This window comes from Streptomyces sp. NPDC086766 (assembly GCF_044746005.1).
GTDB lineage: Bacteria > Actinomycetota > Actinomycetes > Streptomycetales > Streptomycetaceae > Streptomyces.
This window is the reverse complement of record NZ_JBIVBI010000005.1, coordinates 429,381-447,555: the sequence shown is the minus strand read 5'-3', so window position 1 is coordinate 447,555 and position 18,175 is coordinate 429,381. Positions and strand designations below refer to the sequence as shown.

General features: G+C 70.6%; 16 protein-coding genes and 1 riboswitch. Of the genes, 7 read left to right on the top strand and 9 right to left on the bottom strand.

Annotation, left to right across the window (positions count from 1 at the left end; translation table 11 throughout):
- Positions 1-30: 30 nt before the first annotated feature.
- The 3 genes from cydB to hisC form a co-directional block, all read right to left on the bottom strand.
- Positions 31-1,035 carry a cytochrome d ubiquinol oxidase subunit II gene (gene cydB / locus ACIPM1_RS12660; protein ID WP_402432760.1) on the bottom strand — a complete coding sequence of 335 codons (1,005 nt, stop codon included), beginning with the start codon at positions 1,033-1,035 and terminating at the stop codon, positions 31-33.
- A 20-nt stretch (positions 1,036-1,055) separates the two neighbouring features.
- Positions 1,056-2,564, bottom strand: coding sequence for a cytochrome ubiquinol oxidase subunit I (locus tag ACIPM1_RS12655; protein ID WP_402432757.1), 1,509 nt, complete (start codon positions 2,562-2,564; stop codon positions 1,056-1,058).
- Positions 2,565-2,860: 296 nt separating this feature from the next.
- Positions 2,861-3,940, bottom strand: coding sequence for a histidinol-phosphate transaminase (gene hisC, locus ACIPM1_RS12650; protein ID WP_402432754.1), 1,080 nt, complete (start codon positions 3,938-3,940; stop codon positions 2,861-2,863).
- 425 nt (positions 3,941-4,365) lie between these two features.
- On the opposite strand from hisC, the gene ACIPM1_RS12645 reads away from it, so the two are divergent.
- The 3 genes from ACIPM1_RS12645 to ACIPM1_RS12635 all read left to right on the top strand — a co-directional run bounded on the left by ACIPM1_RS12645 (position 4,366) and on the right by ACIPM1_RS12635 (position 7,920).
- On the top strand, positions 4,366-5,478 hold the full coding sequence (locus ACIPM1_RS12645; RefSeq protein ID WP_356181286.1) for a LacI family DNA-binding transcriptional regulator: 1,113 nt from the start codon (positions 4,366-4,368) through the stop codon (positions 5,476-5,478).
- 299 nt (positions 5,479-5,777) lie between these two features.
- Positions 5,778-6,869, top strand: a complete 1,092-nt coding sequence (locus ACIPM1_RS12640) for a metallophosphoesterase (protein WP_402432751.1) — start codon at positions 5,778-5,780, stop codon at positions 6,867-6,869.
- A gap of 181 nt (positions 6,870-7,050) precedes the next feature.
- Positions 7,051-7,920, top strand: a complete 870-nt coding sequence (locus ACIPM1_RS12635; protein ID WP_402432748.1) for a hypothetical protein — start codon at positions 7,051-7,053, stop codon at positions 7,918-7,920.
- Positions 7,921-7,941: 21 nt separating this feature from the next.
- Here ACIPM1_RS12635 and ACIPM1_RS12630 read toward each other — a convergent pair whose 3' ends face one another.
- Together ACIPM1_RS12630 and thiC are read right to left on the bottom strand one after the other, a co-directional pair.
- The gene (locus ACIPM1_RS12630) at positions 7,942-9,045 is read right to left on the bottom strand and encodes a hypothetical protein (protein WP_402432745.1); all 1,104 of its coding nucleotides are present in this window, start codon (positions 9,043-9,045) and stop codon (positions 7,942-7,944) included.
- Between the two features lie 166 nt (positions 9,046-9,211).
- Positions 9,212-10,996, bottom strand: a complete 1,785-nt coding sequence (gene thiC / locus ACIPM1_RS12625) for a phosphomethylpyrimidine synthase ThiC (protein ID WP_402432742.1) — start codon at positions 10,994-10,996, stop codon at positions 9,212-9,214.
- A riboswitch (TPP riboswitch) is annotated at positions 10,989-11,166 on the bottom strand. (Overlaps the previous gene by 8 nt.)
- A 71-nt stretch (positions 11,167-11,237) precedes the next feature.
- On the opposite strand from thiC, the gene ACIPM1_RS12620 reads away from it, so the two are divergent.
- Positions 11,238-12,665, top strand: coding sequence for a YibE/F family protein (locus ACIPM1_RS12620; protein WP_402432739.1), 1,428 nt, complete (start codon positions 11,238-11,240; stop codon positions 12,663-12,665).
- Between the two features lie 145 nt (positions 12,666-12,810).
- Here the strand turns inward: ACIPM1_RS12620 and ACIPM1_RS12615 are convergent, their stop codons facing one another.
- The 4 genes from ACIPM1_RS12615 to ACIPM1_RS12600 form a co-directional block, all read right to left on the bottom strand.
- Entirely contained in the window at positions 12,811-13,248 is a 438-nt protein-coding gene (locus ACIPM1_RS12615; RefSeq protein WP_356181304.1) for an SsgA family sporulation/cell division regulator, read from the bottom strand.
- A 98-nt stretch (positions 13,249-13,346) separates the two neighbouring features.
- Positions 13,347-14,228, bottom strand: coding sequence for a helix-turn-helix domain-containing protein (locus tag ACIPM1_RS12610; RefSeq protein ID WP_356181307.1), 882 nt, complete (start codon positions 14,226-14,228; stop codon positions 13,347-13,349).
- Positions 14,229-14,504: 276 nt separating this feature from the next.
- The gene (locus ACIPM1_RS12605; protein WP_333931721.1) at positions 14,505-14,717 is read right to left on the bottom strand and encodes a DUF5326 family protein; all 213 of its coding nucleotides are present in this window, start codon (positions 14,715-14,717) and stop codon (positions 14,505-14,507) included.
- A 179-nt stretch (positions 14,718-14,896) separates the two neighbouring features.
- Entirely contained in the window at positions 14,897-15,214 is a 318-nt protein-coding gene (locus ACIPM1_RS12600) for a cupin domain-containing protein (RefSeq protein WP_402432734.1), read from the bottom strand.
- A 49-nt stretch (positions 15,215-15,263) separates the two neighbouring features.
- Between ACIPM1_RS12600 and ACIPM1_RS12595 the strand changes: the two genes are divergently transcribed.
- The 3 genes from ACIPM1_RS12595 to ACIPM1_RS12585 all read left to right on the top strand — a co-directional run bounded on the left by ACIPM1_RS12595 (position 15,264) and on the right by ACIPM1_RS12585 (position 18,139).
- A complete protein-coding gene (locus ACIPM1_RS12595) occupies positions 15,264-15,641 on the top strand; it encodes a phage holin family protein (protein WP_402432731.1) in 378 nt (125 codons plus the stop codon).
- A 144-nt stretch (positions 15,642-15,785) separates the two neighbouring features.
- Complete coding sequence (locus ACIPM1_RS12590) at positions 15,786-16,973, top strand: cystathionine gamma-lyase (RefSeq protein WP_402432728.1); 1,188 nt, start codon at positions 15,786-15,788, stop codon at positions 16,971-16,973.
- Positions 16,974-17,224: 251 nt separating this feature from the next.
- Positions 17,225-18,139, top strand: a complete 915-nt coding sequence (locus ACIPM1_RS12585) for a LysR family transcriptional regulator (RefSeq protein WP_402432725.1) — start codon at positions 17,225-17,227, stop codon at positions 18,137-18,139.
- Positions 18,140-18,175 lie beyond the last annotated feature (36 nt).

Sequence of the window (18,175 nt, the reverse complement as noted above, 5' to 3'; positions counted from 1 at the left end):
TGTTTCACGTGAAACACACCCCGTTCGGACTCAGTGCGCGGCGTCGGCGAGGTGCTGCGTGCCGATCCGCTTGCGGAAGACCCAGTAGGTCCACCCCTGGTAGAGCAGGACGATCGGGGTGGCGATTCCCGCGCACCAGGTCATGATCTTCAGGGTGTACGGGCTGGACGAGGCGTTGGTGACCGTCAGGCTCCACTGTTCGTTCAGCGAGGACGGCATGACGTCCGGGAAGAGGGACAGGAAGAGCATCGCCACCGCGGCCACGATCGTGACGCCGGACAGGGCGAAGGACCACCCCTCGCGTCCCGCCTGGTTCGCCACCAGCGCGGCCACCAGGGCGAGCACCGCGACGACCAGCGCCACCAGGCTCCGGCCGTTGCCCGTCTCGGCCTGCGTCCACAGCAGGAAGGCCAGCGCCGCGACGGCCGTCACCAGGCCCACCCACAGGGCCAGCCTCCGCGCCCGCTCCCGGATGTCACCGACGGTCTTCAGCGCGGTGAACACCGCGCCGTGGAAGGTGAACAGGGTCAGCGTGACCAGCCCGCCGAGGAGCGCGTACGGGTTGAGCAGGTCCCAGACGGTCCCGACGTACTCCAGGTTCCGGTCGATCTTCACGCCCCGCACGATGTTGCCGAAGGCCACGCCCCACAGGAAGGCGGGGATCAGCGAGCTCCAGAAGATCGCGGTCTCCCAGTTGCGCTGCCAGTGCTCCTCGGGCCGCTTGGCCCGGTACTCGAAGGCGACGCCCCGCACGATCAGCGAGACCAGGATGACCAGCAAGGGCAGGTAGAAGCCGGAGAAGAGCGTGGCGTACCACTCGGGGAAGGCCGCGAAGGTGGCGCCGCCCGCGGTGAGCAGCCAGACCTCGTTGCCGTCCCAGACGGGTCCGATGGTGTTGATCAGGACCCGCCGCTCCGGCCGGTCGCGGGCCAGCAGCCTGGTGAGGATGCCGACCCCGAAGTCGAAGCCCTCCAGGAAGAAGTAGCCGGTCCACAGGACGGCGATGAGGACGAACCAGACGTCGTGCAGTTCCATGACTGTGCAGCTCCCTCGGCCTAGTACGAGAAGGCCATCGGCTTGTCGGCGTCACGGGAGTCGCCGCCGATCTTCGTGGGCGGGTGGAGATCGGCCTCGGTCAGCTCGGGCGGGCCGGCCTTGACGTACTTCACGAGCAGCTTCACCTCGACGACGGCGAGGATGGCGTAGAGCAGCGTGAAGACGGTCATCGAGGTGAGGACCTCGGCCTGGGAGACGCCGGGGGAGACCGCGTGCCGGGTCTGCAGGACGCCGTAGACGACCCAGGGCTGACGGCCCATCTCGGTGAAGATCCAGCCCCAGGAGTTGGCGATCAGCGGGAAGGCCAGGGTCCAGATCGCGATGCGCCAGTACCAGGTGGTGTGCTTCGGGCTGAGTGCCTTGTTCCGGAACAGGACCAGGTGCGGGATCTCGTCCTCGGCCACCCTCAGGTGCTGCGGCAGCATGAACTTCTTGCGGGTCAGCCACAGACCGGCGAGACCGATGGCGAAGGACGCCATGCCGAAGCCGATCATCCAGCGGAAGCCCCAGAAGGTGACCGGGATGTTGGGCCGGTAGTCACCGGGCCCGAACTTCTGCTGCTCGGCCTTGTTGACGTCGTTGATGCCCGGTACGTAGGAGGTGAAGTCGTCGTTGGCCAGGAAGGACAGCACGCCGGGTATCTCGATGGCCACGCTGTTGTGGCCCTTCTCCACGTCGCCGTAGGCGAAGATCGAGAACGGGGCGGAGTCCTGGCCGTCCCACAGCGCCTCGGCCGCCGCCATCTTCATCGGCTGCTGCTTGAACATGACCTTGCCCAGGACGTCACCGCTGACCGCGGTGAGCAGGCCGGCGATGACGACGGTGACCAGGCCGAGCCGCAGCGAGGTCTTCATCTCGCGGACGTGCTTCTTGCGGGCGAGGTGGTAGGCGGCGATGCCGACCATGAAGGCCCCGCCGGTCAGGAAGGCCGCGGAGAGCGTGTGGAAGGCCTGGCTGAGCGCGGTGTTCTGGGTCAGCACCGCCCAGAAGTCGGTGAGCTCGGCGCGCCCCTTGGCCTGGTTGATCCGGTAGCCGACGGGGTGCTGCATCCAGGAGTTGGCCGCGAGGATGAAGTAGGCCGACAGGACCGTGCCGATCGCCACCATCCAGATGCAGGCCAGATGGATCTTCTTCGGCAGCTTGTCCCAGCCGAAGATCCACAGTCCGATGAAGGTGGACTCGAAGAAGAACGCGATCAGGGCCTCGAAGGCCAGCGGGGCGCCGAAGATGTCGCCGACGAAGCGGGAGTAGTCCGACCAGTTCATGCCGAACTGGAACTCCTGCACGATGCCGGTGACCACACCCATGGCGATGTTGATCAGAAAGAGCTTGCCCCAGAACTTGGTGGCCCTGAGGTACTTCTCGTTCTCCGTGCGCACCCAGGCCGTCTGCAACCCGGCCGTCAGAGCGGCCAGCGAGATCGTCAGGGGGACGAACAGGAAGTGGTAGACGGTGGTGATGCCGAACTGCCAGCGCGCCAGTGTCTCCGGCGCAAGAGCCAGGTCCACGTCGTCACTCTCCTTACCTCGCAGCGATCACGGCGACCGCGTACCCGGGATGTAACGCACATCACGGAGCAATCGGACGCGCTTGTGAACGCGTTCACATTCACAAGCAATTATGACGCATACCCGTTCGGTGCCCGATAGGTGGGGGTCCCCTCCGGGCCCCCGGAACACGAAACCGCCCCCGGACCGGGTCCGGAGGCGGCACGACAGAGGCGGCGGAACAGGGGCGGAACAGGAACGACAGCGGCAGGAAAGAGCCGGAGGGAGGCGGCCCCGGGCCGAGCCGGGGCCGTGACTCAGGCCTCCTTGCGGAACGCCTCCGTCACCTTCAGGAAGATGTCGTTCGCCTCGCACTCGCCGATCGTCACCCGCACCCCCTCGTTCGGGAACGGCCGGACCACCACGCCCGCCTGCTCGCAGGCCTCGGCGAAGGCCGTCGTGCGCTCCCCCAGCCGCAGCCAGACGAAGTTGGCCTGCGTCTCGGGCACCGTCCAGCCCTGGCCCCGCAGCGTGTCCACCACGCGCGTGCGCTCGCACACCAGCGAGCCGACCCGGCCGAGCAGCTCGTCCTCGGCGCGCAGCGAGGCGACCGCCGCCTCCTGCGCGAGCTGGCTCACACCGAACGGCACCGCCGTCTTGCGCAGCGCCGCCGCCACCGGCTCGTGGGCGATCGCGAAGCCCACCCGCAGGCCGGCCAGGCCGTACGCCTTGGAGAACGTCCGCAGGACGCAGACGTTGGGCCGGTCCCGGTACAGCGCCACGCCGTCGGGTACCTCGGGGTCGCGGATGAACTCGCGGTAGGCCTCGTCCAGCACCACCAGCACATCGCCGGGCACCCGGTCGAGGAAGCGCTCCAGCTCGGCCCGCCGCACCACCGTGCCGGTCGGGTTGTTCGGGTTGCAGACGAAGACCAGCCGGGTGCGGTCGGTGATCGCGTCCGCCATCGCGTCCAGGTCGTGCACGTCGCCCGGCGTGAGCGGCACCTGCACCGAGGTGGCGCCGCTGATCCGGGTGATGATCGGGTACGCCTCGAAGGACCGCCAGGCGTAGACGACCTCGTCGCCCGGTCCGCTGGTCGCCTGGATCAGCTGCTGGGCGACGCCCACCGAGCCGGTCCCGGTGGCCACGTGGGAGGCCGGCACGCCGAAGCGCTCGGCCAGCTCGTTCGTCAGGGCCGTGCACGCCATGTCGGGGTAGCGGTTGAAGGAGGAGGCGGCCGCCGTGACCGTCTCCATCACCCCCGGCAACGGCGGATAGGGGTTCTCGTTGGAGGACAGCTTGTACGCCACCGGGCCCCCCGCCGCGGCGGGCTTGCCCGGCTTGTAGGTGGGGATACCCTCCAGCTCGGCGCGCAGCTTCGGGCTCGTCTCGCTCACCGCAGTCCTCCTCGTGACCACCACCGGCTTTCAATACTGCTCACCTTATGAGGATTCCGCGCGCCTGCGTATGGGTCGGGAGCCATCACTCGTGCGCGGAAGGCCGGACTCCGCCCGTCGCACCGGCATCCGGGGGCAACGTTGTACGAAGTTGTACGAATGAGGGGGCGCGTCGCACATATATCTACGCGCCGGTGGCTCACGCCGTGGCGCGCATCACCCGTGCAGGTGAGTTGAGACCTCTTCGAGACATCGAGGGCTCGACAGGCCCATGCGTGCCCCTACGGCACGTACTGGCGCTGGATCGTTTAACTGCCATGGTTTCCAATGGAGTTGACTACGGATGACCATGCAGAAACGTGCCTGTCAACGCGTGCATATGCGTCCGCACTACCCCACCGCAAGAGCCCTACTATCGGCTCGCCATGACAGCAGCAGGGAAGCACCAGGTGAGCCGCGCGGAAACCTCACGTCGAGGCAGCCGACCGGGACGGGCGGGCATCAGAGACGTGGCCGCCGCCGCCGGGGTCTCCATCACGACCGTCTCCGACGCCCTCAACGGCAAGGGCAGGCTCCCGGACGCCACCCGCCGCCATGTCCGCGAGGTCGCCGACCGGCTGGGGTACCGCCCCTCGGCCGCCGCCCGCACCCTCCGTACCGGCAAGTCGGGACTCATCGGCCTGACCGTGACGACGTACGGGGATGAACCTTTCACCTTCACGGAGTTCGCCTACTTCGCCGAGATGGCCCGGGCCGCCACCTCCGCCGCGCTCGCCCGCGGCTACGCCCTGGTCATCCTGCCCGCGACCTCGCGCCACGACGTGTGGTCGAACGTCGCCCTGGACGGCACGGTGGTCATCGACCCCTCCGACCAGGACCCGGTGGTGAGCGAGCTGGTCCGCCAGGGCTTACCGGTCGTCAGCGACGGCCGCCCGGCCGGCACCCTGCCGGTCACCGCCTGGGTCGACAACGACCACGAGGCCGCGGTCCTCGGCATCCTCGACCATCTCGCCGAGGCCGGCGCCCGGCGCATCGGCCTGCTCACCGGCACCACCACCGACACGTACACCCACCTGTCGACCACCGCCTACCTGCGCTGGTGCGAGCGGGTCGGCCAGGACCCGGTGTACGAGGCCTACCCGGCGCACGACCCGTGCGCGGGCGCCGTCGCCGCCGACCGGCTGCTCGCCCGGCCCGACCGTCCGGACGCCGTGTACGGCCTGTTCGACCCGAACGGCACCGACCTGCTCGCCGCCGCCCGCCGCTACGGCCTGCGCGTCCCCGAGGATCTGCTGCTCGTGTGCTGCAGCGAGTCCACGGTGTACGCCAACACCGAGCCGCCCATCACCACGCTCTCCCTCAAGCCGCGCCGCATCGGCACCGCGGTGGTCCAGCTCCTCATCGACGCGATCGAGGGAGTCGAGTCGGACCAGCCGGTGGAACAGGTCATACCGACCGAACTGATCGTGCGCACCTCGTCCCAGCGGCGCCCGCCGCGTACGACCGTCAGCCCGCCCCGGACAGCGGAGGGACGGTAGGACCCCTCGTTCGGATCGTGCCGGGGTCGCGGGGCCCGGCACGTGCGCCTGCCCTCGCTCGGGCACCCGGGAGGCAGCGTCGCCCGGAGTCGGCCGGATCCGGAGGAAAGGCTCCGGGCCGGCCGCCCGCCGGACCGCCGAAGACCGCCCAATCGGGGCGAAAGCCGCGGTGCACCGGAGTCCTGCTCCGATTCACCACCCCTGGGTCATCACACGGCGCGATCCGCGTTCCTATGATGGGCCCACGACACCGCGGGCCGCTGCGACCAGGCAGTCCGAAGCGGTGCAGCTGCGGCGCGATGGTGGAGGGGTCGATGACTCAGGGGGCCGGTCAGGGACCCGAGGTGGAGCGGACGGCGACGCTGCGCGACTTCCGGGTACCCGCGTACGTGCCCGAGACCGGTCCGTACGCCCACGGCGCGCAGCCCGCCGACACCGCCGCGCCGGCCCGGGAGGGCTACCCGGACGCGTACACGCCGACGCAGCGCGACCTGCCCGTCATCAACCGGGGCGACACGGTGCAGGTGGCCGTCGACCCGGCCGCCGAACCGGCGCCGGGGTCCGCCACCGGCCAGGGCCCCCTGTACGTCGTCGGGGACGTGCACGGCTATCTCGACGAGCTCCTCGCCGCCCTGCGGGGCAAGGGGCTCGTCGACTCCGAGGGGCGCTGGTGCGCCGGCACCGCGCGGCTGTGGTTCCTCGGCGACTTCACCGACCGCGGGCCGGACGGCATCGGCGTCATCGACCTGGTGATGCGGCTGTCCGCCGAGGCGGCCGCGGCCGGCGGCTACTGCAAGGCGCTCATGGGCAACCACGAGCTGCTGCTGCTCGGCGCCAAGCGGTTCGGCGACACCCCCGTCCACTCCGGCGCGGGCACCGCCACCTTCCAGGCGGCCTGGCTGCTCAACGGCGGCCAGAAGTCCGACATGGACCGCCTCCAGGACCACCACCTGCAGTGGATGGCCCGCCTGGACGCCGTCGAGGAGGTCGACGGCCACCTGCTCGTGCACTCCGACACCACCGCCTACCTCGACTACGGCGACTCCATCGAGGCGGTCAACGACACCGTGCGCGAGACCATCACGCGCAACGACGCCGACGAGGTGTGGGACCTCTTCCGCAAGTTCACCAAACGCTTCTCCTTCCGCGACGAGGGCGGCGCCGACGCCGTGCGCTCCCTGCTCGACACCTACGGCGGCCACCGCATCGTTCACGGCCACAGCCCCATCCCCTATCTGCTGGGCGAGGTCGGCTCGGAAGACGGCGAGGACGACACGGGCCCCGTGGTGGAGGGACCGCACGTCTACGCCGACGGACTCGCCATCGCGATGGACGGCGGCGTGACCATGGCCGGAAAGCTGCTGGTCCAGCAACTGCCCCTGGACGTCTGAGCGTTCACCGACGCGGCCTCCGGCGGTCGCGGAGGCGCGGGTCCGCACCGAAATTGTGGAAACCCCCTGTCACCGCGCGCCGTCACGGCTCTACCATCGGCTTATCCGTAGCAGGCTCCCCTCCGTTTCTGCCCGACGGCTCGCCGGCGTGCGAGCCCCAAGCCCTACGGAGCATCGGGGGATGCACATGAACAGCGTTCCGCAGCACCTGCTGAGCGAGGACCGCCAGGAATACGAGCGGATCCTCGATGAGGCGCTGCGCTCCGCCCCGCACCGCCAGGAACTGGCCGCTGTCGGACAGCGGCTCAACCTCGAACAGCTGCGCACCATGGCACTCGACGCCACCGCCCTCATCACGGCGGCCGCGGCGACCGAGTACCAGCACTACGTGAAGATCCGCGAGGAACTGCGTCGTCCGGAGCAGGCCACGGCGGCGCCCGTCCGCGAGGCCGGCTCCGCCGAGCCGGGCGCGGGCGCGGTGGGCATCGCCGCCACCATGGGCGAGGTCGCGGAGACGGCCGGCGCGGGCGCCGTCGCCGTCGTCGCCGTCCTCGCCCCCGTACTGGCCGGAACGGCCGCGGCCCTCTTCCTGCTCGTCGGCTACGTCCTGAAGATGCTCGACCCCGCGCCGGCCTTCGCCCAGACCATGATCACGACGGGCTGGGTGTTCGGCGCGGTGACCGCGGCCGCGATCCTCGTCGCCGCCGTCGGGCTGCTGCTCACCGCCCTGCGCAACCGCCCCTCGCCGGCGGCCGGTCCGTACGGCGCGCTCGACGAGGAGGTCGCCCGGGCCAGGGACGCCTGGCGGGAGGCGCTGCTGGAGCGCGGCATACTGCCGTTCCTGCGCGAGGCGCTCACCGACCGCGGCTCGGGCGCGGCCCCCCGGACGTCACCGGCCCCCTCGGCGCCGACCGGCCGTATGCCGCGGCTCGGCTACGACCGTCCCGGCTTCAGCAGCCCCGACGACGGCAGCCCCGGCCACCGCACGAGCTTCACCAGCCCCGACTTCACCAGCCCGGACTTCGGAGGACCGGAGCACCAGCCGGAGTGACCCGGGCGTCCGGGCCCCCGGCTACAGACGCCTGAGGACCTGCGCTTCCACCCGCTCGACGAGCGTGCGGCTGTAGGCATGGACGAGAGCGAGGTGGAACAGCGCCGGGGCCAGCGGCGCCCACCGGTGCACGCGGTCCTCCCGCATCATGTACCGGACCACCGGGGCGGGCCGGAAGGGCACGTAGTCGATCGTCTGGTGCTCCCAGCGGTCCGCGACGCCCCGGCTCATCCGCTCCTGCAGGTCCGTGCTCTTCAACTCCTCGAGCCGGGCGTAGTAGTGGGCGCTCCAGTGCCGCCGCTCGACGTCCAGGACGAAGGCCAGCAGGTCGACGGTGTACTCGTGCGGTTCCAGCGACAGTTCCTCGCGCATGCCCCGGCGGCACACGGCGTGCAGGTCCGGCGCGCTCCGCCCCGAGGAGTCGATGTGGCGTGACAGGCCCTCGTTGACGGAGGAGTTCCACACGCCCGGCGCCATCCGGACCCGGTCGCTGCGCCGGCTCACCACCAGCATGTCGTCGGCGGTGACCACCGCGACGTTGACGGCGAAGCTGCACTGCAGGAACGCCGGGGCCCGCAGCGGCTCCCCCGGGTCGAGATGGCGCGAGCGGGGAGTCGTCCCGTCGGGCAGGCGGCGGTCGAGCTGCTGCGCGGCGAGGAAGGTGTAGTAGTCGGTCGGCCGCAACCGCAGGTGCACCTCCGGGGTCTCGTCGAGGGCGGTGCGGGAGATGTCGAACGACTCCACCGCGTACCGCGGGCCGTTCCACACCGGGGTGCGTCCCTCGGCGCGCAGACGCTCGCAGTCGGCGGCCACCTCGTCCCGCCAGGGCGCCATGTCCTCCGGCAGCCTCACCTCCTCGTCGAGCACGTGGACGAAGACCGCCTCGGCAGGGATCGGCGTCTCCCCGTCCCCCTCGACGATCAGGGCCGAGGTCTGCAACGGCCCGAGGGAGAAGGTGCGCCAGGCGGGACTGGACTCGTCCCGGCGCCGCAGCGTGCGCAGCGCACGCCCCGACCGCCCCCGCAGCCGGAACCAGGCGTCCTGCAGCGGCTGTTGGAACAGCACCGCGAACAACATGCCGATGACGGCGCCGGCCACTCCATTGGCAACATCGATCCCACCCACGCCCCCGACAGTAGAGATCACGCTCCCCACCGAATACCGTCGTACCCCTTCCGTTACGACACCGGCTCCCCGGGACCCGCGCTCCGCGCCCCGTGCTCCGGCCGATGCGGCCGGGCACAGGGCATGGGGCGGGCGGAACACGCACCCGCGGTGGAACCTTGGGACGTCAGTCCGTGATGGGCAGGTAGACCCGGTTCCCCGCCTCCGCGAACTCCTTGGACTTCTGGGCCATGCCCTTCTCGATCTCCGCCTGATCGGTTCCGTGTTCGCGGCGGATGTCCTGCGAGATCTTCATCGAGCAGAACTTCGGCCCGCACATCGAGCAGAAGTGGGCCGTCTTGGCCGGTTCCGCGGGGAGGGTCTCGTCGTGGAACTCCCGTGCCGTGTCCGGGTCGAGGGCCAGGTTGAACTGGTCCTCCCACCGGAACTCGAAGCGGGCGTCGGACAGTGCGTCGTCCCACTCCTGCGCCCCGGGGTGGCCCTTGGCGAGGTCGGCCGCGTGGGCGGCGATCTTGTAGGTGATGACCCCGGTCTTGACGTCGTCGCGGTTGGGCAGGCCCAGGTGCTCCTTGGGCGTGACATAGCACAGCATGGCCGTGCCCCACCAGGCGATCATCGCGGCGCCGATGCCCGAGGTGATGTGGTCGTACGCCGGCGCGACGTCCGTGGTCAGCGGGCCGAGCGTATAGAACGGAGCCTCATCGCAGATCTCCTGCTGAAGGTCGATGTTCTCCTTGATCTTGTGCATCGGGACGTGTCCCGGGCCCTCGATCATGGTCTGTACGTGGAAACGCTTGGCGATCGTGTTGAGTTCCCCGAGCGTGCGCAACTCCGCGAACTGCGCCTCGTCGTTGGCGTCGGCGATGGAGCCGGGACGCAGTCCGTCGCCCAGCGAGTAGGTGACGTCGTAGGCGGCGAGGATCTCGCAGAGTTCCTCGAAGTTCTCGTAGAGGAACGACTCCTTGTGGTGCGCGAGGCACCAGGCCGCCATGATCGAGCCGCCGCGCGAGACGATGCCGGTCTTGCGGTTCGCCGTCAGCGGCACGTAGGCGAGGCGTACGCCGGCGTGGACCGTCATGTAGTCCACGCCCTGCTCGGCCTGCTCGACGACGGTGTCCTTGTAGATGTCCCAGGTCAGTTCCTCGGCCCTGCCGTCGACCTTCTCCAGGGCCTGGTAGAGCGGCACCGTGCCGATGGGGACGGGGGAGTTGCGCAGCACCCACTCGCGGGTGGTGTGGATGTTGCGGCCGGTGGAGAGGTCCATGACCGTGTCCGCGCCCCACCGGGTCGCCCAGGTCATCTTCTCCACCTCCTCCTCGATGGAGGACGTGACCGCGGAGTTGCCGATGTTGGCGTTGACCTTCACCAGGAACCGCTTGCCGATGATCATCGGCTCGATCTCCGGGTGGTTGACGTTGGCCGGCAGCACGGCGCGGCCCGCCGCGATCTCCTCCCGGACCACTTCCGGAGCGACGTTCTCGCGGAGAGCCACATACTCCATCTCGGGCGTGATCTCGCCCCGGCGCGCGTACGCGAGTTGCGTGACCGCCTGGCCGTCGCGTCCCCGGCGCGGCTGGCGCGGCCGCCCCGGGAACACCGCGTCGAGGTTGCGCAGGCCCCCGCGCGGCGAGGTGTGCTTGATCCCGTCGTCCTCGGGGCGGACGGGTCGGCCCGCGTACTCCTCGGTGTCACCGCGGGCGACGATCCAGTTCTCCCGCAGCGGCGGCAGGCCCCTGCGGACATCGGTGTCGACGAGTGGATCGGTGTACGGGCCCGACGTGTCGTACAGCGTGACCGACTTCCCGTTGGTGAGGTGCACCTGACGGACCGGCACCCGCAGATCGGGGCGCGAGCCCTCGACATACGCCTTGTGCCAGCCGATGGACTTCCCGGCCTCCCCGTCGCTGGAGATCTGCGTGGAGGCAGGCGTGCGTGCGTCCTTGTGGGTCATGAGACCTACTCCCTACGCCGGCATTACCCGGTAACAGGTTCGGCGGTCGACGCAGCGGCTTCCGTCTGTCGACGTTCCGCGTGAAACATCTCTCGTTCCACGTGAAACATCGCGAATACGGAGGTCAGCGCCCTCTCAGCCCGGTGCTCCGAGCTCCCGCGTGTGCAAAGGTGCCTCCACGCTAGCGCCCCTTGTGGCGCGGTGAACAGTGGGCCTCTGCCGTTCTTGCGATGATCTGGCGGTGACCACGACACAGCAGTCCCCCTATCCACCGCCAGAACCACGAGGCAGACCGGGCCCCGGGCAGGAGCAGGGCCATGGGCACGGGCACGGGTCCGGACAGGGCCACGAGCACGTGCAGGGACACGGTCACGGGCACGCTCACAGCCATGGGCCCGCCACGCCCGTCTCGAAGCACCTGCGCAAGGTGATCGCGGCGGTCCTGATCCCGTTCGCCGTCGCGGTGGCCGTCGGGCTCGCGGTGCTCTGGCCCGGCGGCGCCCCCGCGCACGAGCGCACCGGCGTCGGCTTCGACCGGCAGAGCCAGCAGGCCACCGTCACCCAGGTGATCGCGGTCAGCTGCAAGGGGGTGAACGCCTCGGCCGGCGCCCCCGCCGGAGATCCCTCCGCTGCCGGAAGCTCCTCCGCGCCGGAGCAGGCATCCGGCACCTGCAAGAAGGCCACGGTCCGGGTCGACACCGGCTCCGACACGGGCCGTACGTTCACCGAGTTCGTCCAGCCGGACCAGTCACGGCAGTTGCACGAGGGCCAGAAGGTCGTCGTCGCCTACGAGCCCTCGGCGCCGAAGGATCTCCAGTACTCGGTCACCGATGTCGACCGGCGCTTCCCCATGGGCCTCCTGGCCGGCATCTTCGCACTCGCCGTCGTGGTCGTCGGGCGGATGCGGGGCGTCATGGCGCTGGTCGCGCTGGCCATCAGCTTCCTGGTGCTGAACTTCTTCGTCCTGCCGGCGATCCTGGAGGGCTCGAACCCCCTGGTCGTGGCGGTCGTCGGTTCGAGCGCCATCATGCTGATCGCCCTCTACCTGTGCCACGGCCTGTCCGCGCGCACGTCGGTCGCGGTGCTGGGCACCCTGATATCTCTGGTGCTGATCGGCGTCCTGGGCTCGCTGTTCATCGGCTGGGCCGCACTCACCGGCAACACGGACGACAACACCGGCCTCATCCACGGCCTCTATCCGTCGATCGACATGAGCGGTCTGCTGCTCGCCGGCGTCATCATCGGCTCGCTCGGTGTGCTGGACGACGTGACGGTGACGCAGACGTCGGCGGTCTGGGAGCTGCACGAGGCCAACCCCGCGATGGGCTGGCGAGGCCTGTACCGGGCGGGCATCCGCATCGGACGCGACCACATCGCGTCGGTCGTCAACACACTGGTCCTCGCGTACGCGGGCGCCGCGCTCCCGCTGTTGCTGCTCTTCTCCGTCGCGCAGAGCAGCGTGGGGACGGTCGCCACCAGCGAACTGGTCGCGGAGGAGATCGTGCGCACGCTGGTGGGCTCGATCGGCCTGGTGGCCTCGGTCCCGGTCACCACGGCCCTCGCCGCCCTCGTGGTCTCGGCCGACCGCCCGGGAGCCGACCCGGCCCCGGCACCGGCCGCGCAGCCGGCCCCGGCGCGCGGCGGACGGGGACGACGCCGCAGGCGCTGAGGCGGCGCCTCGGGCCGGACCACGGCCACGGTGAGGGGTGGGGGCGCGGACCGCAGGCGCTGTCGCCGGCGAGGCCGCGGGAGATGCGGCGAACGCCCTCGGGAGCGGTGAAGCGTTACGGCAACAGCGCCCCGACGGCCCTAGCTCAGCCCGCGCTCTGTTCCTCCGCCAGGATGCGGTCCAGGGCCTCGTCGAGATGGGCGTCGAAGTCCCCCAGCGCGCCCTCCTGCCCGAGCGGCACCAGCTTGTCCGTGCGGTCGAGGAAGGCCACGAGCGGGGCCGCCGAGGAACGGAACAGCGCCCGGTCGCCGCCGACCTGCAGCCGGATCAGGACCTCGCTGAGCGCCTCGTTGTCGGCGGGCGAGATCCGCACGTCGCCGTCGCCGCACGGCGTGCCCACCCCGTCGATCAGCAGCTCGCGCCCGAAGGCCCAGGTCACCGGTGCGTCCCCGGGCAGATGGAAGGTCAGCCGCACGGCATAGGGATCGCAGGTCTCGTACCGCAGCTCCACCGGGATGCGGAAGGAGAGCTCCTCGGACACGAGAAAGCTCATCATGACCTCTGCCTGTACGGACTCGCGCATCGCTACCCCGTCATCTGCCGTCGACTGGCCGGGAATCGTCCCCGTCACACTGGGTGCATCTTGCTGAACGTGCACGGCAGATCACAAGGAGTGAGTTTTCAGATGCTGATAGAGAGTGCCAGGGAGCCGATCCTCCGGCTCACCTCGCCCTGCAGCTGCCGGGCCGCGGGCAGCAGGCGGGAGGCCTGGTGGGCGGGGAGGGAGAGGGCCATCGTGGCCGCCGTGGTGCCCACCGTGATCGGGACCGCCGCACAAACCGTACCCAGCGCGTACTCCTGACGCTCGGTCACCGGTTCCATTCGGCACATCCGTTCCAGACGCCGCAAAAGAGCGTGATCGTCCCGAACCGTGTACGGGGTGAGGGACTGCACGGGGTAGCGGTCGAGATGGTCCCGGCGGGCGCCGTCGTCCAGTTGCGAGAGCAGGCACTGACCGATCGCGTGCGCGTGCCCGGTCTCACGGAAGTCGGCCCATTCCTCGACCGCGGGACTGCCCGGGCTGTCGGAGACGCACACGATCTCGATCTCGCCGTCGCGGTACATCGCGTAGTACACCGGGGCCCCGATCGCATCGCGCCAGTGCGCGAGCGCGTCGACGACCGTGCTGCGACGTTTCTGCGCCGCTCCGCTGCTGCTCAGCCGTTCGGCGGCGTCGCCGAGGAAGAACAGGCCCTTGTCCCGGTACAGATAGCCCTCGTGGACGAGGGTGCGCAGCAGGTGGTAGGCCGTGGGAAGCGCCAGTCCGGTCTCGCGGGCCAGCTGCTTGGCGGGCGCGCCGTGCTCGTGCCGGGCGACCGTCTCCAGCAGGCGCATCGCGCGCTGCACGGATCCGATGAGGGTCTGGGAGTGCTGCTGCTCCGGGACGCTGGGGCTCGGCCGCTCCACGGGGGCCGCGGAGCGCGGCTGCGCGGGGAGCGCCGTGGAGTGGGACGGCATCCGGGGCGCGTGCGGTTCTGCGGGTGCGGTGTCAACAGTGGCCAAGGGGTCACTCCCGAAGCGCGAGGGGGCATCCCGTGCGGGGGACACGGGAAGGGGGTGTGCGCCGCCCGCGGGGGACCGACCCCCGCGTCGATTTTCGGACCCTATCCGCCCGCCACCGCTCGCGGACGGCCCGTCCGGCAAACTTCCCTCCCGCGAGGGAACACGCGATTCCTGTTACCGGCCACCGGCGTTCCCCCCACGTGCCCTGCGGCCGCCGCGCGACCCGCACCGGCCGGTCGCCCCCGCGCCGCGCTCACCGCTCCACGCGCGCCCCGCTCACCAGTCGCTGCGCGACGACGAACTCGACGTGAACTTCCGCACGACGTAGATCAGTCCGCCGACCAGGGCGACGAAGACCAGCAGCTTGAACAGCAGGCCGATCACGAAGCCGACCACGCTGGCGATCAGGCCGCCGAAGACGACCAGGGCGATGACCGGCACCGCGACCCACTTCACCCACCACGGCAGACCCGCGAAGATCTCTCGCATTGCCCTCGTCCCTACTCTCCGCCCGTCGCCGGCGCCGGACCCTGTCGGGCCCCGGGCTCCCCGCCGCCGGGTCGTCTCGATGTCCTGCACCCGATGCTAGGGCCGCGAACGGGCCGGGCGGGGGCCTCGCACCCCTTGCCCGTCCCTGACCGTTCCCCTAGGGAACCCCGACCGGCGCCTCAGGCTTCGGGGGGAGAGAACACCACCAGGACCCGCAGGTCCTCGCTGATGTGGTGGAACTTGTGGGCGACTCCGGCCGGTACGTAGACCAGGCTGCCGCGCGCCACCTCGGTGGTCTCCAGGCCGACCGTGATCGAGGCGCGGCCGCTCACGACGAAGTACACCTCGTCCTGGTGGTGGGGCTTCTGCGGGTCGTGCTCGCCCGCGTCGAGGGCGTACAGGCCGACCGACATGTTCCGCTCCCTCAGGAACTGGAGGTAGGCGCCCTCGTTGGCGGCTCGCTCCGCCTCCAGTTCGTCCAGCCGGAATGCCTTCATTCGCCCTCGCCCGCCTCGTAGCCCCGTCCGGTCTGCCACGATCAGACACATGAAGAATTTCATAGTCAAGACGATCGCCAACGCGGGTGCGCTGGCGGTCGCCGTATGGCTGCTCGACGACATCACTCTGACCGGTGACAGCACCGGGAAGAAGATCGGCACGCTGATCGCGGTGGCGCTGGTCTTCGGCCTGGTCAACTTCCTCGTCAAGCCTCTCGTGAAGGTGCTGACGTTCCCGCTGTTCGTGCTGACGCTCGGCCTGATCACCCTGGTGGTCAACGCGCTGATGCTGCTGCTGACCTCGTGGGTGTGCGGCGAGCTCGACCTGAGCTTCCACGTCGACGGCTTCTGGACCGCGGTCGTCGGCGGCCTGATCATCTCGGTCGTCTCCTGGGCGCTGAACCTCGTACTGCCGGACGAGGACTGAGCGGAAGGCCTCGGCCTCGTCGTGGTCGCACCCGGCCCCTGCCACGGGGGTGCGGACGGCCTCGAGGAGCGTCCTGAGAGGGTGGAGGGGTGAGCGGGCCCCGTCCTGCTCGCCGCGGTACGAGAGCACGGAAGGACGGCCGGCATGAACGATTCCGTTGGGGACGACGAGGGCGGCACGCTGGAGGGGGCCGGATCCCCGGCCACCGCCGCTGTCGGCGACGGCACGCGCGCGGTGCGCGCCGGGCTGCCCGAGCCGGTCAAGCACGAGCCCACACTCCCGGGACCGGTGTTCGCCGCTCATTTCCACCTGCCGGGCGACCCGACCGGCCCGTACGCCTACGGCCGTGACGAGAACCCGACGTGGACGCTGCTGGAGCGGGCGATCGGCGAGCTGGAGGGGCCCGGCCGCGGCGACGTCGAGACCCTGGTGTTCGCCTCCGGCATGGCCGCCATCTCCTCGGTGCTCTTCTCCCAGCTGCGCGCCGGGGACGCGGTGGTCCTGCCCAGCGACGGCTACCAGGCGCTGCCGCTGGCTCGCGCCCAGCTGGAGGGATACGGCATCGAGGTGCGCACCGCGCCGACCGCCGGCGACGCGCAGGTGGAGGTCCTGGACGGGGCACGGCTGCTGTGGATCGAGTCCCCGTCGAACCCCGGGCTCGACGTGTGCGACATCCGGCGGCTGGTCGAGGCGGCCCACGCCCGCGGGGCCCTGGTCGCCGTCGACAACACGCTCGCCACACCGTTCGGGCAGCGGCCGCTGGACCTCGGCGCCGACTTCGCGGTGGCCAGCGGCACCAAGCAGCTCACGGGGCACGGCGACGTTCTGCTCGGCTACGTCGCCGGCCGCGACACCGAGGCCATGGCCGCCGTGCGGCGCTGGCGCAAGATCGTCGGCGCGATCCCGGGGCCGATGGAGGCCTGGCTCGCGCACCGTTCGATCGCCACGCTCCAGCTGCGCGTCGAGCGGCAGAACGCCTCCGCCCTGGCGCTCGCACAGGCGCTGCGCGAACGTTCCGACGTGACCGGTCTGCGCTATCCGGGCCTGCCCGACGACCCCTCGCACAAGATCGCCTCGCAGCAGATGCGGCGCTACGGATGCGTGGTGTCCTTCACGCTGCCCACGCGCACGCGGGCCGAGCGCTTCCTCGACGCGCTGCGGCTCGTGGACGACGCGACGAGCTTCGGCGGGGTGCGCTCGACCGCCGAGCGGCGGGGACGCTGGGGTGGCGACGCCGTGCCGGAGGGCTTCATCCGGCTCTCGGTCGGGGCCGAGGACCCCGCGGACCTGGTGGCCGATGTGCTCCGCGCGCTGGACGAATCGGCCCGGTGACCTCTTCCGGACACCGGTCGGCGGTCCTCTCCCGGACGCCGTTCGGTGTCCGGCTGCGTACGACGGACGGTCCGAGCCTCCCCCCTCGTGGCTCGGACCGTCCTCGGTTCCGCGCGCGAAGAACCGCGCGAACAAGGCTAGTTGACTGCCTGTCAGTGTCCAATCACGGTAGCGACAGAGACCTATCGACATATTTATAGTTGGGCGCGGTCGGGGGCTGGGGGAAGGGCACCGAGAGGCGAGGGCGTGCCATGGATCTGGCGTTGTTACGGACGTTCGTCACCGTGCACCGGGCGGGCTCCTTCACTCGGGCCGCGGCGCTGCTCGGTCTCTCCCAGCCGGCCGTGACCTCCCAGATCCGCAGCCTGGAACGGCAGCTCGGCCGTCCGCTCTTCCTGCGCCAGGCCCGCGGTGTCACGCCGACATCCATCGGCGACGAGCTCGCGCACAAGGCGGCACCGCACCTGGACGCCCTGGTGGAGATCGCCGAATCGGGCCTCGACGACGAGGCGTCCGTACGGACGCTGCACCTGGCCGGGCCGCCCGAGTTCACCGCCGAACGGGCGCTTCCCGTGCTGACCGAGCTGACCGAGCTGACCGGCGAGGACGGGCAGGCCTTCGCGCTGCGCGCCTCCTTCGGGAACGCCGAGGAGACCCTGGAGGGACTGGCCGCCGGACATCATGATCTGGCCATCGGCACGGCCCGGCCGCGCGGTGCCCTGCTCACGGCGACCACGCTGTGCGACGAGGAGCATGTACTGGTCGCCGCCCGGAGCTGGGCGGAGCGGATCGGTTCCACCCCACTGCGCCGCGAGGACGTACCGGCCCTGGATGACATCCCCGTGGTCGAGGTGCACGAGTCGCTTCCCTTCGTCTCCCGCTACTGGGCCTCGGTCTTCGACTCCCGGCCGGCCGCCTCCGGCACCGTGATCGTCCCCGACCTGCGCGCGGTCCTCGCCTGCGCGATAGCGGGTGCCGGGCTCGCGGTGCTGCCCCGGTATCTGTGCGCGCCCGCCCTGGCACACGGTCGGGTGGTGGCCCTGCACGAGCCGGCGGTGCCGCCGCTGCGGACGTACTTCCTGGTGGCCCGCACCGGAACGCTGGCGATGCCGCACATCGCGCGGGCCCACGAGTGGCTGCTGCGGGCGGCTGCCGACTGGTGCTAGAAGCAGTCCGGCGAGGGCGCCACGTCCTGGCTCCGT